Raw genomic sequence first — 14,511 nt, forward strand, 5'->3', positions numbered from 1 at the left:
CGCCGATCTGATCTTGTGCAGCGCATTGTTGACACTCGCCGCACGTGATGCGACTGCGCCGCACCTTAAACGGCGCTCCCGACGATCCGGGTACTGCCAGTCCCTCTCGTGACTGCGACGGTACCGCGTGACATCGGACGGGACACCGATCCGCCGGTGCATCCGTTCCGGCGCCACGGCGACGGGACGACATGACGCGAGCGTTCATTTTTCCGGGTCAGGGCAGCCAAGCCGTCGGCATGGGCAAGGCGCTGAGCGAAGCGTTTCCGGCCGCCCGGCAGGTGTTCGAGGAGGTCGATGCGGCGCTCGGCCAGAACCTCTCGCGCCTGATGTTCGAGGGTCCGTCCGACGAGCTGACGCTGACGGCCAACGCTCAGCCGGCGCTGATGGCAGCGAGCCTCGCTGTGCTGCGCACGCTCGAGGCCGAGCGCGGCCTGGATCTCACGCGCGATGCCGCCTTCGTCGCCGGCCATTCCCTCGGTGAATATTCAGCGCTTGCCGCCGCCGGCACCTTCTCGATCTCCGATACCGCCCGCCTGCTGCGGATTCGCGGCGAGGCGATGCAGCGGGCTGTCGCGCCGGGCATCGGCGCCATGGCCGCGCTGATCGGGCCCGACCTCGCCACCGCCCGCGACATCGCCGGCGAGGCGGCGCAGGGTCTGGTCTGCGATGTCGCCAACGACAACGGTGGGGGGCAGGTCGTGCTCTCCGGCCACCGGGAGGCGGTGGAACGGGCGATGGCGCTGGCGCAGAGCCGCGGCGTGCGCCGCGCGGTGCTCCTCAACGTCTCCGCCCCGTTCCACTGCGCGCTGATGGCGCCCGCCGCCGAAGCGATGCGCCGGGCGCTGGCCGAGGTGCCGATGCACGCCCCCGCCGTGCCGGTCTATGCCAACGTCACCGCCGGCCCGCTCACCGAGCCGGACGCGATCCGCAATGCGCTGATTACCCAGGTCACCGGCACCGTGCGCTGGAGCGAGAGCGTCGCCGCCATGGCCGAGGCGGGCGTCGATCGCTTCTTCGAACTCGGCGCCGGCAAGGTGCTGACCGGCCTCGTCAAGCGGATTGCACCGAACGCGACCGCGAGCGCGGTCGGCACCCCCGACGACGTCGCCGCCTACGCCTGAGCGTCTCTCACGAAACGCCCGATGCGCCGTCGGACCCGGAGGGGCGGCGATCAACGATCGGGCGCTTTACGAGGCACTCCGAATTTCCACGACGACCAGAAGAGCCGACATCATGTTCGACCTCACCGGCCGCAAGGCCCTCGTCACCGGCGCGACCGGCGGACTCGGCGGTGCGATCGCCCGGGCGCTGCACGCGCAGGGCGCCCACGTCGCGCTGTCCGGCACCCGCCGCGCGGTGCTCGACGAGCTGGCGGCGGAACTCGGCGGCGAGCGCGTCGCGGTGGTCGAGGCCAACCTTGCCGACAAGGAGGCGGTGGAGGCGCTGCTTCCGGCTGCCGAATCAGCGCTCGGCGGCCTCGACATCCTGATCAACAACGCCGGCATCACCCGCGACAACCTCTTCATGCGGATGAAAGACGAGGAATGGGAGGCGGTGCTCAACGTCAACCTGACCGCCGCCTTCCGGCTCTCGCGGGCCGCGCTCAGAGGGATGATGAAGCGCCGCTACGGCCGTATCATCGGCATCGGCTCGGTCGTCGGCGCGACCGGCAATCCGGGCCAGGGCAACTACGCGGCGGCCAAGGCCGGGCTGGTGGGCATGACCAAGGCCCTGGCAGCCGAGGTCGCGACGCGCGGGATCACGGTGAACTGCATCGCGCCCGGCTTCATCAGCTCCGCGATGACCGACGCGCTCAACGAGAAGCAGCGTGAGACGATTCTCACCCGCGTACCCGCCGGCCGACTCGGCACGGGCGCCGAAATCGGTGCCGCCGCAGTCTATCTCGCCTCGGAAGAAGCGGGTTACGTGACGGGCCAAACGCTGCACGTCAATGGCGGCATGGCGATGTACTGAGAATGTCCACAAAGAGGTGTTCCAACCGGAAAACCACGGCGATGAACGCTTTCTGAACCGCCACTCGCCAGAGCTGAAACCCTGTGTTAACACCCGGCTCAGCCGTGCAGGGGAGTTGACGGTTCAGCGGGTTGCGGCTTTTTCCAAACCACGCGCGATCGAACACCGGCCGTCCAGAACAAGCCCCGAAGTGGGTGAGGCGGCCACGGCGCTTTCGTTAGAAGCACACACCATCACGATCGAGAAGACGAGGACCAACAACGATGAGCGATATCGCCGAGCGCGTGAAGAAGATCGTCGTCGAGCACCTGGGCGTCGAGCCTGAGAAGGTCACCGAGGCCTCCAACTTCATCGACGATCTCGGCGCCGACAGCCTCGACACCGTCGAGCTGGTGATGGCGTTCGAGGAGGAGTTCAACGTCGAGATTCCGGACGACGCGGCCGAGACCATTCAAACGGTCGGTGACGCGATCAAGTTCCTGGAGAAGAACTCCGCCTGAGGCGGTGGGCTCGTGCGGGCGGGGTCGATGAGGCCCCGCGCGCCGTCACGTTTTGAACCAAGCGCCCTGCGGGACGGAACGGTCCTTCAGGGCAAAAGCGTCCTTTAGGGACTCAAGCGGATCGGTTGGGATCGGGCAATGCGGCGGGTGGTGATCACGGGGCTGGGGATGGTTTCGCCGCTGGGTGGCAGCGTCGAGCATACCTGGAGCCGCCTCATCGCCGGTGACAGCGGAGCCTCCGCGGTCACCGCGTTCCAGACCGACGACCTGGCGTGCCGGATCGCCTGCACGCTGCCCTTCGGCGACGGCTCCAACGGCACCTTCAATCCCGATTTGTGGATGGAGGCCAAGGAGCAGCGCAAGGTCGATCCTTTCATCGTCTACGCCATGGCCGCCGCCGGCCAAGCGCTCGACGATGCCGACTGGCATCCGAAATCCGACGCGGATCAGGAGGCCAGCGGCGTCCTGATCGGTTCGGGCATCGGCGGCATCGGCACGATCTACGACGCCTCCGTGACCCTCCACGAGAAGGGTCCGCGGCGCATTTCGCCCTTCTTCATTCCCGGCCGAATCATCAACCTCGCCTCGGGGCAGGTCTCGATCCAGCATGGGTTGAAGGGCCCGAATCACGCGGTCGTCACCGCCTGCTCCACCGGCGCGCACGCCATCGGCGACGCCTCGCGGCTGATCGCGCTGGGCGACGCCGACGTGATGGTGGCCGGCGGGACCGAGGCACCGGTCAACCGGCTGTCGCTGGCGGGCTTCGCCGCCTGCCGCGCGCTCTCGACCGGCTTCAACGACCAGCCGACCAAGGCCTCCCGGCCCTACGACCGCGACCGCGACGGCTTCGTCATGGGCGAAGGCGCGGGCATCGTCGTGCTGGAAGAGTACGAGCACGCCAAGGCGCGCGGCGCCAAGATCTACGCCGAGGTGATCGGTTACGGCCTCTCGGGCGACGCCTACCACATCACCTCGCCGGCCCCGGACGGCGACGGCGGCTACCGCTGCATGAAGGCGGCGGTGAAGCGGGCCGGGATCGACCCGTCCGAGATCGACTACATCAACGCGCATGGCACCTCGACGCCGCTCGGCGACGAGCTGGAACTGAAGGCCGTCGAGCGCCTGCTCGGCGATGCCGCCTCCAAGGCATCGATGTCGTCCACGAAGTCGGCCATCGGCCATCTGCTCGGCGCGGCCGGGGCGGTGGAAGCGATCTTCTCCGTCCTCGCCATCCGCGACGGCGTCATGCCGCCGACGCTGAACCTCGACAATCCGTCGGTCGAGACCGCGATCGATCTCATCCCGCACGAGGCCAAGCGCAAGCGCGTCGACACGGTTCTGTCGAACTCGTTCGGCTTCGGCGGCACCAATGCCTCGCTGCTGATGCGCCGGGTCGCGTGACGACAGACTTGGCAACTTCGGTCTGAACGCGCGTCGGGTGCGGCGGCTCTGCCGCAGACAACGCCATTTCGCCACAAAACTGCTTACACTGCCTCGCAAAACGCCCGGTCCACGAGCGTGCGTTTCGTGAGAGACACGCGAGGCTTCGTCCATCGTGCCGCGGCGTCGCGCGCTCGGCCCTCGGGTCGAGCGACCGGCGCGGAAGGCTCTGGACGGACCTTCGCGTAGGGCCACAGCAGGATTCCGGATGTTTCGCAGACGACAAGAGCCGCCGTCTCCGCCGCCCGCTTCCGAGGAGCCGTCGCTGCCGAACCGGCCGTCGCCGCGCAGCCCGAGCGAGGCCATCAAGCCCACCGTCGCCCCGCCCCCGCCCGAGAAGCCCGAGCGCCGCCGCGGCGGCCTGCTCGCCACCATCAGCGGGTTCCTCACCCTCGGTGTCGTCCTCGCACTCGGCGCCCTGATCGGCCTGACCCTGCTCAATCGCCAGACCTCCGAGCCGGGGCCGCTCTCCGCCGACAAGGTCGTGGTGATTCCCAGCCGCAGCGGGACATCGGACATCGCCAGCATCCTCGCCCGTGAAGGTGTGATCGAGCATCCGAGCCTGTTCGAGATGTCCGCCCGATTCGGCGGCAAGGGGCCGCTCAAGCATGGCGAGTACATGTTCAAGGCCCATGCGAGCGTGAAGGACACGATCGAGACCCTGACCAACGGGCGTCAGGTCCAGCACGCGATCACCTTCCCCGAGGGCCTGACCTCGGAGCAGATCGTGGCCCGGCTCGGGGACAACGACATCCTCTCGGGCGAAATCGCCGAGACGCCGCCCGAGGGCTCGCTTCTCCCCGACACCTACAAGTTCGAACGCGGCGCCACCCGCCAGCAGATCCTCAACCTGATGCGCGCCAAGCAGCGCGAGGTGCTGAACCAGATCTGGCAGCGTCGCAGCCCCGAAGTGCCGGTCAAGACGCCGGCCGAGATGGTGACGCTGGCCTCCATCGTCGAGAAGGAGACCGGCCGCGCCGACGAGCGCCCGCGGGTCGCGGGCGTGTTCGTCAACCGGCTGCAGAAGCGGATGAAACTGCAATCCGATCCGACCATCGTCTACGGCCTGGTCGGTGGGCGCGGCACCCTCGGGCGCGGCATCATGCGCTCGGAGATCGAGCGGGCGACTCCCTACAACACCTACGTGATCGAGGGCCTGCCGCCCGGCCCGATCGCCAATCCCGGCCGCGCGGCTCTGGAGGCGGTCGCCAACCCGTCGCGCACCAAGGATCTGTTCTTCGTCGCCGACGGCACCGGCGGCCACGCCTTCGCCGACACGCTGGAGGGTCACCAGCGCAACGTCACGCGCTGGCGGCAGGTCGAGCGGTCCCGCCAGCAATCGCAGCCGGCAGATCCGGGCGCTGTCGACAAGGTCGATCCGAACACCGCCGAGCCCAATGCCGTGCAGCCCTCCGGCCAGCCCGGCACCGCTCCCGGCCGCGCCTCGGCCTATGCGCCGGGCTCGAACTCGGCCTTCGCGCTCGACGGCGCCACCGATGGCGGTGCGGGAGGCCCGCGTCCGAAGGCCTTCGACGCCTCGGAGGGGACCCGGCTCGATCCCCTGCGCAACAAGACCTACGACCTCGGCTCACCGAAGACGGTGCCGGCACTCCGCAACCCGTAACGGCAAAGACGCGCGCTGCCGGTGACGCTCACGGGTCGCGCGCCGCTTCGACGGATCGGGTGCAAAGGCTCCCGCGATCCAAGGCGGCGACATCGAGCTGGTCGAGAGAGGTCACGACGAGGTCGGCACCGGCCGCCCGCAGCAGGGCCTCGTCGCCGAGGCGGGCGATGCCGAGGCTGGCCATTCCGCCGGCCTGCGCCGCCCGGATCCCCGCCGGCGCATCCTCTACGACGAGGCACCGGACCGGCGGCACGTTCACGGCTTTGGCGGCGAGCTGAAACAGGGCCGGGTCGGGCTTGCCGCGCGGCCCGTCACGTCCGCTGACATCCGCATCGAACAGCGACAGCAGCGTGCGCCCGTCGGGCAGGGCCACGCGGGCCAGCATCGCGTCGGCGTTCTTCGAGGACGAGGCGAGCACGGTGCGCAACCCGGTATCCCGCAGCGCGACCGCGAGACGAATCGCATCCGGGAAGGCTGTGAAGCGATCCTCGGCGATGAGACGTTCGATCACCGCCTGCTTCCTCTCGGCAAACGCGGCGGCGTGGGCGGCGGCCTCGGCGTCGCCGAGACATTCCAGCGTGGTCCGCGCGCCCTCCAGGCGCCGCTTGCCCGCGACATGGGCTTGGTAGAAGGCCGTGGTGAAGCCGGCCGGGTCGGCGAACCCGGTCAGGGCCTCGCGCCACGCCTGCTCGTGGGGCGAATCCACCAGCACACCATCGACGTCGAAGATCACCGCACGCAGCATCCGGGGCACGGCATCATGGCTCGGGGGCATGGGCGCCCCCGGCTGACTTGCGGATCGCTTTCGTGACCGAAGGTTCCGCGCCCGACAGGCAAACGCCCTCGTCGACGTGCCAGAGGGTCAAGCCGTCGCCCGCCAGCAGGCTGTAAATGGCGGAGTCGTGGCTCAATGCGACCCGGATCGTCTGGCCGCGCACCGTCAGGGTGAAGCTCAGCCGCGTCCATGCATCGGGCAGGCGGGGGTTGAAGGTGATGCGCCCACCCGTATCGCGCATCCCGGCGAAGCCATAGACCAGCGCGAGCCACGTGCCCCCCATGGCCGCGATGTGCGCGCCGTGCTTCATGTTTCCGCCGATGTCGGAGATGTCCATCGCCACGGCGAAGTTGAAGTAATGGAACGCCTTATCCCGCAGGCCGATCTCGTTCGCGACGATGCTCTGAATGCAGACGGACAGAGACGAGTCGTGGGTGGTCAGCGGGTCGTAATACGCGAAGTTCCGTTTTTTAGCCTCCGGCGTGAACTGCTCGCCCAGCAGAAACATGGCCATGACCATGTCGGCCTGCTTGATCACCTGCGCGCGGTAGAGGTTCAATGGGTGGTAGTGCAGCAAAAGTGGGTAGTTTTCCTCCGGTGTCCCGGCGAAATCCCACTTCTCCAGTTCGAGAAACGTATCGTCCTGCGGGTGGACCTTCAGCTCCTCGTCGTAGGGGAGGTACATTCGTTCGGCCGCCTGATCCCAGGCATCGGGTTCGTCCGGATCGAGACCAGTGCGGCCGGCGAGGGCATCGAAGATGCCGGGGTGGTCGCGCTGCAGCATCCGCACGGTTTGGGCGGCGTAGCGCATGTTTTCCCGGGCCATCAGATTCGTGAAGCAGTTGTTGTTGACGAGCGCCGTGTATTCGTCCGGCCCCGTCACCCCGTGGATGCAGAAGCGGCCGCTCATCCGCTCAGAGAAGAACCCGAGATCGCACCAGAAGCGCGCGGTCTCGACGAGGATCTCGGCGCCGTAGCGGCACAGGAAATCCACGTCCCCGCTCACCTCCACATATTTGCGAAGCGCGTAAGCAATGTCGGCGTTGATGTGATACTGCGCCGTCCCCGCAGCGTAATAGGCGGAAGCCTCGCGCCCGTTGATGGTCCGCCATGGGAAGGTCGCGCCGCGTTGCCCGAGTTCCCGGGCCCGGTCGCGGGCGCTGTCGAGCATGTCGTAGCGGACCTTGAGCAGGCTCCGCGCCATCAGCGGATTCGTGTAGATCAGAAACGGCAGGACGTAGATCTCGGTGTCCCAGAAGTAATGTCCCTCGTAGGTCCGCCCGGTCAGTCCGCGGGCGGCGATGCCGTGCCCCTCCGCCCGTTCCGAGGCTTGCATCAACTGAAACAGGTTCCAGCGGATTGCTTGCTGCGTGCGCGGGCTGGCCGATTCCACCGCCACGTCGGCCCGCTCCCAGAAGCGGTCCATGTCCCGCCGTTGGCGCGCGAGGATCGCGGGGACGCCGCTCTCGACTGCGCGGTCCAGCGTCCATGCCACCTGGGAGCGGATCTTCTCGGGCGCCGCGCTGCCGGAGTAATGGTAGCTGAGGTATTTCTGGATGCGGATCGCCCCACCGGGCGCGAGAACGCCGCGTAGGACGACCGTGGCGAGATCGTCGTCGCAGGCGGCGCGCACAGCGAGGGAGCAATCGGCCGTGACGACGTGGTCCATGCCGCAGCCGAGCACCAGCTCCGAACTTCCGGTGCGATAACTGAGGATCGAGCGCAGCGCCTCCGACTGCGTTCCGGTCGGATGCAGGACACGCCCCACGAACCCCTCCGCCAAGCGGGGATCGCTGGTGTCGGTGGCCAGGGGCTGATCGTTCCGCAACTCGGACGCGATCACCACCGCCACCTCGGCGTTCTCGGCCGTGAGTTCGTAGGCGATCGCGGCGAGGTGGCGATGCGCGAGGGAGACGAGGCGGAGCGTGCGCAGATTCAGGCGCTTGCCCGCCGGCGTCACCCACGACACGTCCCGGCTCAAAGTGCCGGTCCTGAAGTCGAGGATCCGGCGATACGAGAGGATCTCGGCCTCCGGGAGGGTGAAGGGCTCGTCGTCAACGGAAAGCTTCAGAACCGTCCCCTCGGGACAGTTCAGGATGCTTTGCCCGCGCGTCGGAAAACCGTAGGCGCGCTCGCCGTAGACGATGGGGCGATACTCGTAGAAGCCGTTGAGATAGGTGCCCGCCTCACGGACCGGCATCCCCTCATCGGTGACCCCGCGCAGCCCGAGATAGCCGTTCGAAAGAGCGAACATCGTCTCCGCCTGCCCGGTGAATTCGCGCGCCATCCGGCCATCGTAGCGGACGGCATCGATTGCCCATGGGTTCGGGGGAAACATGTCGGCGGGCGGAATGAGGCGCGGGCGCAGCATCGGTCGTCCGTTCTCTCCGTTTTAGGGGATTTCGCCGTCGCGCTATCGTTTGAGCGCCGATCGCGTCGCTCCGGCGCCGGATGCAGCGGGATGGCCTCAGCCGTGGCCATGAATCTCCAAGGGCACAGCGACGGCTTCAGGTGCTCTCGCGTCGTGACCGATCACCTCGGACCGGTCGATGGGATCAAGCCTCTGTTGTCGCCTTTTCTTGCGCGCTGACGCGGTTTCCACTTCGGCCAAGCGCGCGCGTGTCCGTCGAAGCGGCGAGACCAGTGTTCGGCGAAACGATTGCTGCTCTCGTCGACAAGTGACCTGTCGGACTACCAACCGGATGCTCCCCCCCGATTCAGGGAAGGCCGTTACAATGCTCGCGCAACAGTCGAGGTAGAATCCGTTGCGCTTTTGCAAATGCAGGCTGCGGGAAGTCGGTTCCCGCACCGGACAGCTATCGAGACAGATTTAGGCCCACCATCGCAGCAAACCAGCGCAACCAGACCGGCCTGTCAGTGTTGAACGACAGATGCATTGGCCTTTCATGCCTGAAATGTCGTTTATTGATCAAATGTTATCGGGACCAATTGGCGATCAATCCACCAACACGCTCTCGATAGAGGCGCAAGATCATCATTTGGCAGCTTCAGGAGAGTTTTTATTCCTTCAGCCATCTTGGGCCGACAGCGGCTCACCCGATTGGATAGACGGTCGATAGAGGGAAGAGTTTGAATGCGATCCTGTATCTCGCAGGCCGGACACGTCGACGACCGTCGTTCACGAGGCATTGCGAGGAGGCCGTCGATCGCGACAGCCGTCGCTCCGCCTTCCCATGACACGTCTCCGGCGTGGAATTGAGATGCGCGACAGCATCCTCGTCGTGAATGCGGGCAGCTCGTCGATCAAGTTCAAGCTCTACCGCATCGAGGGCGCCGATCTCGCGCTCAGCCTGAGCGGGGGGATGAGCGGGATCGGCGGCACGCCCGCACTGAGGGTGACGGACGGGAGCGGTGCCCTCTTGGAGGACCGGCGTTTCGAAGCCGACGCGGTGCCCGATGCCTCGGCCGCCCAGCACCATCTCGCCGATTGGCTCGTGCACCATCTCGACGACACGACGATCGTCGCGGTCGGGCACCGGGTCGTCCATGGCGGAGCGGCCTTTGCGGAGCCGGTGCTGATCGATGACGCCGTGTTGCGCAGGCTCGAAACCTTCATTCCGCTGGCGCCGCTCCACCAGCTCGGCAACCTCGATCCGATCCGTGTCTTGCGGCAGCGCCGGCCCGATCTGCCGCAGGTCGCCTGTTTCGATACGGCCTTCCATCGCGGCCATCCGGAATTGTCCGATCGCTTCGCCCTTCCCCGCTTCCTTCATGACGAGGGCGTTCGGCGCTATGGCTTCCACGGCCTGTCCTACGAATACGTCGCCGGGCGCTTGAAGGAGGTCGCCCCGGAAACGGCGGAGGGGCGCGTGGTGATCGCCCATCTCGGCTCCGGGGCCTCGCTCTGTGCGCTGAAGCAGGGCCGAAGCCAGGAAACCACCATGAGCTTCACCGCTCTCGACGGCGTACCGATGGGAACGCGCTGCGGTGCGCTCGATCCCGGCGTCGTGCTGCATCTCATCGAGCATCGGGGCATGACGCCGGCCGAGGTCGGGCACATGCTCTATTACGAGAGTGGGCTGCTCGGCCTGTCCGGCCTCAGCAACGACGTGCGGACGCTGCTGGCGAGCGACCGGCCCGAGGCTGAGCTAGCGGTCGCCTTCTTCTGCCGGCGCGTCGCGCAAGCCGCCGCCGCCCTCGCCGTGACGCTCGGCGGCCTCGACGCCTTCGTCTTCACGGCCGGGATCGGCGAGAACGCGCCCGAGATCCGGCAGCGCGTCATCGCCGATTTGAGTTGGGCCGGTTTGATCCTGAGCAATGACGCCAACGGTTCGGGCGTCGCAAGACTCGATGCATCGGGAAGCCGGGCGCAGATCTGGGTCATCCCGACCGACGAAGAGCGCATGATCGCGAAACACACGATGCGTCTGCTGGATCGAATCGCACCAGGGGCGAGGGCATGAGGCGGACGAGGCCGGGCCCCAGGGCGCGCGGGGCCCTGCTTGCGATCCTGCTCGCCACCGGTTTCGCCGTCGCGGCGCCGCCGCCCTCCCTCGCGCAATCGCGCCTGAAGCAGTTGATCGACCGTCTGCGCGGCCAGAAGATGCCGGACGGCATCGCCAAGTCGAACGGGCGCATCGAGGCGACGCAGGTCGATGTCGCCGCGAAATATGCGGGTCGAATCTCGAAGCTCCTCGTCAAGGAGGGCGACGAGGTGAGCGCAGGGCAGGTCGTCGCCACGATCTCCTCCCCCGAGACCGAGGCCCAGTTGCGCGGCGCTCAGGCTCAGGTGCTGCGGGCCAAGAAGAGCCTGGCCGAGGCCGTCGCCCTGATCGCCCAGCGCACCAGCGATCTCACTTTCGCCGACGCCGACTACAACCGCGGCAAGGAGCTGGTCGGCAAGGGCTACATGACCAAGCAGACCTTCGACCAGCGCAAGGCCAAGGCCGAGGCGGCCAAGGCGGGGCTCGACGCCGCCAAGGCGCAGGAGGATCAGGCCAAGTTCGCCGTGCAGAGCGCCGAGGCCGACGTGCAGCGGCTGCAGGCCGTGCTGGTCGATCTCGTGCTGCGGGCGCCCCGCGACGGGCGGGTGCAGTACCGGCTGGCGCGGGAGGGCGAGGTCGTGGGTGCCGGCACCCGCATCCTGACGCTGCTCGACCTCGCCGACGTCTACATGACGATCTACCTGCCGGCGGCGCAGGCCGGGCCGCTCGCGCTGAACGACGAGGCCCGCATCATCCTCGATCCGGTTCCGCAATACGTCGTGCCGGCGACGATCAGCTTCGTGGCCGCCGATGCGCAGTTCACGCCCAAAAGCGTCGAGACCGAGGAGGAGCGCGAGAAGCTGACCTTCCGGATCAAGCTCCAGATCGATCCGCAGGTGCTGAAGACCTACCGCAAGCGGGTGAAGACCGGCGTGCGCGGCATCGGGTTCGTGCGCATCAAGGGCAACGTCGCGTGGCCGCCCGACCTCGCCGTGAAGCTGCCGTGAGGCCGGCATGAACGACGCGGCCGAGATCGCCCGGCTCGACCATGTCTCGCACCGCTACGGCCGGACGGTCGCGCTCGACGCTGTGTCGCTCGGCCTGCCGGCCGGGCGCATGGTGGGGGTGATCGGGCCGGACGGCGTCGGCAAATCGACCCTGCTCGCCCTCGTCGCCGGGGTGCGCCGGATCCAGTCCGGCCAGGTTCTGGCGCTTGGCGGCGACATGGCGGAGCGGCGCCACCGCGCGGCGCAGGGCGCGCGCATCGCCTACATGCCGCAGGGACTCGGCCGCAATCTCTACCCGACGCTCAGCGTCTTCGAGAATATCGACTTCCACGGCCGGCTGTTCGGACAGGGACAGCGCGAGCGGCGCGCCCGCATCACCGACCTGCTCACCGCTACCGGCCTCGAAGCCTTCGAGGCACGGCCCGCCGGAAAGCTCTCCGGCGGCATGAAGCAGAAGCTCAGCCTTTGCTGCGCCCTCATCCACGATCCGGACCTGTTGATCCTCGACGAGCCGACCACCGGCGTGGACCCGCTCTCGCGAGGACAGTTCTGGGATCTGATCGGCTCGATCCGGGCGCGCCGGCCCGGCATGAGCGTCGTCGTCGCCACCGCCTACATGGACGAGGCCTCGCGCTTCGAGTGGCTGGTGGCCATGGACGACGGAAAGGTCATCGCGAGCGGCAGCCCGGCCGAGCTGCTGGAGCGGACGGCCAAGCCGGACATGGAGGCGGCCTTCATCGCGCTCCTGCCGCCCGAGAAGCAGGCGCAGCACAAGGCGGTGGTGCTGCGGCCCCGCCCGCCGGGGCTCGACGCGGAGCCGGCGATCGAGGCCGAGCACCTGACGCGGCGCTTCGGCAGCTTCACCGCGGTCGACGATGTCAGCTTCCGCATCGGCCGCGGCGAGATCTTCGGCTTTCTCGGCTCGAACGGCTGCGGCAAGTCCACGACGATGAAGATGCTCACCGGCCTCCTGCCGGCCACGGAGGGCACCGCGCGGCTGTTCGGTCGGCCCGTCGGCAGCAACGACATGGAGACACGGCGCAACGTCGGCTACATGTCCCAGGCCTTCTCGCTCTACAGCGAGCTCACGGTGCTGCAGAACCTCGAACTGCACGCCCAGCTCTACCATCTGCCGCCGCACGACCGGCCGGCGCGGATCCGGGAACTGCTCGACCGCTACGAGCTGGAACCCGTCAAGGACGCCCGGCCCGACAGCCTGCCGCTGGGCATCAAGCAGCGGCTGCAGCTCGCGGTGGCCGTGCTGCACCGGCCGGCCATGCTGATCCTCGACGAGCCGACCTCGGGCGTCGATCCCATCGCCCGCGACGCCTTCTGGCGCACCCTGATCGACCTCTCGCGCGACGAGGGCGTCACCATCTTCCTGTCCACCCACTTCATGAACGAGGCGGAGCGCTGCGACCGCATCTCGCTCATGCATGCCGGCAAGGTGTTGGCCGTCGGCGCGCCCGCCGACCTCGTGCGCGAGCGCGGCAGCGACTCGCTGGAGGATTGCTTCATCGGCTATCTCGCCGAGGCCGCCGGCATCGACCGGGAGGAACCGACCGGGCCGCCGGCGGATCTGCCCGCCGCCGCTCGGCCCGCACCGCATCGCCACCTGTTCGATCCGCGCCGGCTCTGGGCCTATGCAAGGCGCGAGACGATGGAGTTGCTGCGCGATCCCATCCGCATCGCCTTCGCCTTCGTCGGCCCGATGCTGCTGATGGTCGCCTTCGGCTACGGCATCTCGTTCGATGTCGAGCACCTGCGTTTCTCCGCCTTCGACCAGGACAACAGCCCGGAGAGCCGGCAGCTCACCGAGGCCTTCACCAGTTCGCGCTACTTCAGCGAACAGGCACCGCTCCGCTCCGCGACCGAACTCGACGAGCGCTTCCGCAGCGGTAGCGTGCAGATCGCCCTCGAGATCCCACCCCGGTTCGGCCTCGACCTCCAGGCCGGCCGGGTGCCGGAAGTCGCCGTCTGGCTCGATGGGGCGATGCCGTTCCGGGCAGAGACCAGCCGGGGCTACGTCACCTCGCTGGCGAGCAAGTACGCTCAGCAGCTGGCGATCGAGCGCACGGGCGCCGCGGCGACGGGCAGGACCGTGAGCGTGGAGACGCGCTTCCGCTACAACCAGGCCTTCCGCAGCGTCAACGCCATGGTCCCGAGCGTGATGATGCTGCTGCTCATCCTGATCCCCGCCATCATGTCGGCCATCGCGGTGGTGCGCGAGAAGGAGACGGGGTCGATCGCCAATTTCCGCTCGACGCCGGTCACCAAGTTCGAGTTCCTGGTCGGCAAGCAACTTCCCTATATCGGCATCGCGATGATCAGCTTCCTGCTGCTGGTCCTCGTCGCGCTGATCGTGTTCGACGTTCCGGTGAAGGGCTCGTTCATCGCCCTGGCGCTCGGCACGCTGTTCTATGTCTCGGCCACCACCGGGTTCGGCCAGTTCATCTCGACCTTCATGAAGACCCAGGTCGCGGCGGTCTTCGCCACGGCGCTTCTGTCGATCATCCCGGCGGTCAACTTCTCCGGGCTTCTGGTGCCGATTGCCTCGCTCTCGGGCAGCGCGCGGATCATCGGACTCTCGCTGCCGCCGGCCTGGTACCAGCCGGTCACGGCGGGCGCCTTCACCAAGGGCCTGCCCTTCATCGAACTCGCGCCCAATATCGCGGTGCTGGCAGGCTTCGCGTTCCTGTTCCTCGTGCTGTCGCAACTGCTTCTGCGCAAGCAGGAGGCGTGA

Annotated in this window: 10 protein-coding genes; 8 read left to right on the forward strand and 2 right to left on the reverse strand. The window is 67.7% G+C overall.

Annotation, left to right across the window (positions count from 1 at the left end; translation table 11 throughout):
* The first annotated feature begins 191 nt into the window (after window positions 1–191).
* The 5 genes from fabD (at window position 192) to mltG (ending at window position 5,541) form a co-directional block, all read left to right on the forward strand.
* The gene (gene fabD, locus Y590_RS01670; RefSeq protein ID WP_060768365.1) at window positions 192–1,124 is read left to right on the forward strand and encodes an ACP S-malonyltransferase; all 933 of its coding nucleotides are present in this window, start codon (window positions 192–194) and stop codon (window positions 1,122–1,124) included.
* 112 nt (window positions 1,125–1,236) lie between these two features.
* On the forward strand, window positions 1,237–1,977 hold the full coding sequence (gene fabG / locus Y590_RS01675; protein ID WP_012605587.1) for a 3-oxoacyl-[acyl-carrier-protein] reductase: 741 nt from the start codon (window positions 1,237–1,239) through the stop codon (window positions 1,975–1,977).
* A 263-nt stretch (window positions 1,978–2,240) separates the two neighbouring features.
* Window positions 2,241–2,477, forward strand: a complete 237-nt coding sequence (locus Y590_RS01680) for an acyl carrier protein (RefSeq protein WP_003599981.1) — start codon at window positions 2,241–2,243, stop codon at window positions 2,475–2,477.
* A 138-nt stretch (window positions 2,478–2,615) separates the two neighbouring features.
* Window positions 2,616–3,878, forward strand: coding sequence for a beta-ketoacyl-ACP synthase II (gene fabF, locus Y590_RS01685; protein WP_003599984.1), 1,263 nt, complete (start codon window positions 2,616–2,618; stop codon window positions 3,876–3,878).
* A gap of 247 nt (window positions 3,879–4,125) precedes the next feature.
* Window positions 4,126–5,541 (forward strand): endolytic transglycosylase MltG, encoded by a 1,416-nt coding sequence (mltG, locus tag Y590_RS01690; RefSeq protein WP_060768366.1) that lies wholly within the window; start codon window positions 4,126–4,128, stop codon window positions 5,539–5,541.
* 28 nt (window positions 5,542–5,569) lie between these two features.
* Here the strand turns inward: mltG and Y590_RS01695 are convergent, their stop codons facing one another.
* On the reverse strand, window positions 5,570–6,316 hold the full coding sequence (locus tag Y590_RS01695) for an HAD family hydrolase (RefSeq protein ID WP_060768367.1): 747 nt from the start codon (window positions 6,314–6,316) through the stop codon (window positions 5,570–5,572).
* Window positions 6,300–8,687: a glycoside hydrolase family 65 protein gene (locus tag Y590_RS01700; RefSeq protein WP_060768368.1), complete on the reverse strand. Its 2,388-nt coding sequence runs from the start codon at window positions 8,685–8,687 to the stop codon at window positions 6,300–6,302. The genes Y590_RS01695 and Y590_RS01700 overlap by 17 nt, the downstream gene beginning before the upstream one ends.
* A gap of 850 nt (window positions 8,688–9,537) precedes the next feature.
* Here Y590_RS01700 and Y590_RS01705 point away from each other — a divergent pair.
* Genes Y590_RS01705 through rbbA form a run of 3 tightly spaced genes read left to right on the forward strand, consistent with a single transcriptional unit; the run spans window position 9,538 to window position 14,511 of the window.
* A complete protein-coding gene (locus Y590_RS01705; RefSeq protein ID WP_060768369.1) occupies window positions 9,538–10,740 on the forward strand; it encodes an acetate/propionate family kinase in 1,203 nt (400 codons plus the stop codon).
* On the forward strand, window positions 10,737–11,768 hold the full coding sequence (locus Y590_RS01710; RefSeq protein ID WP_060768370.1) for an HlyD family secretion protein: 1,032 nt from the start codon (window positions 10,737–10,739) through the stop codon (window positions 11,766–11,768). Before Y590_RS01705 ends, Y590_RS01710 begins: the two co-directional genes overlap by 4 nt.
* A 7-nt stretch (window positions 11,769–11,775) precedes the next feature.
* Window positions 11,776–14,511 (forward strand): ribosome-associated ATPase/putative transporter RbbA, encoded by a 2,736-nt coding sequence (gene rbbA, locus Y590_RS01715; RefSeq protein ID WP_060768371.1) that lies wholly within the window; start codon window positions 11,776–11,778, stop codon window positions 14,509–14,511.

This window comes from Methylobacterium sp. AMS5 (assembly GCF_001542815.1).
In the GTDB taxonomy this organism is placed as follows: domain Bacteria; phylum Pseudomonadota; class Alphaproteobacteria; order Rhizobiales; family Beijerinckiaceae; genus Methylobacterium.

Bases quoted from the DNA above. Each gene is read 5' to 3' on its own strand.
- Y590_RS01705 (WP_060768369.1), top strand. From the start codon at position 9,538: ATGCGCGACAGCATCCTCGTCGTGAATGCGGGCAGCTCGTCGATCAAG.
- Y590_RS01695 (WP_060768367.1), bottom strand. From the start codon at position 6,316: ATGCCCCCGAGCCATGATGCCGTGCCCCGGATGCTGCGTGCGGTGATC.
- mltG (WP_060768366.1), top strand. From the start codon at position 4,126: ATGTTTCGCAGACGACAAGAGCCGCCGTCTCCGCCGCCCGCTTCCGAG.
- fabG (WP_012605587.1), top strand. From the start codon at position 1,237: ATGTTCGACCTCACCGGCCGCAAGGCCCTCGTCACCGGCGCGACCGGC.
- Y590_RS01700 (WP_060768368.1), bottom strand. From the start codon at position 8,687: ATGCTGCGCCCGCGCCTCATTCCGCCCGCCGACATGTTTCCCCCGAAC.
- Y590_RS01680 (WP_003599981.1), top strand. From the start codon at position 2,241: ATGAGCGATATCGCCGAGCGCGTGAAGAAGATCGTCGTCGAGCACCTG.
- fabF (WP_003599984.1), top strand. From the start codon at position 2,616: ATGCGGCGGGTGGTGATCACGGGGCTGGGGATGGTTTCGCCGCTGGGT.
- rbbA (WP_060768371.1), top strand. From the start codon at position 11,776: ATGAACGACGCGGCCGAGATCGCCCGGCTCGACCATGTCTCGCACCGC.
- fabD (WP_060768365.1), top strand. From the start codon at position 192: ATGACGCGAGCGTTCATTTTTCCGGGTCAGGGCAGCCAAGCCGTCGGC.
- Y590_RS01710 (WP_060768370.1), top strand. From the start codon at position 10,737: ATGAGGCGGACGAGGCCGGGCCCCAGGGCGCGCGGGGCCCTGCTTGCG.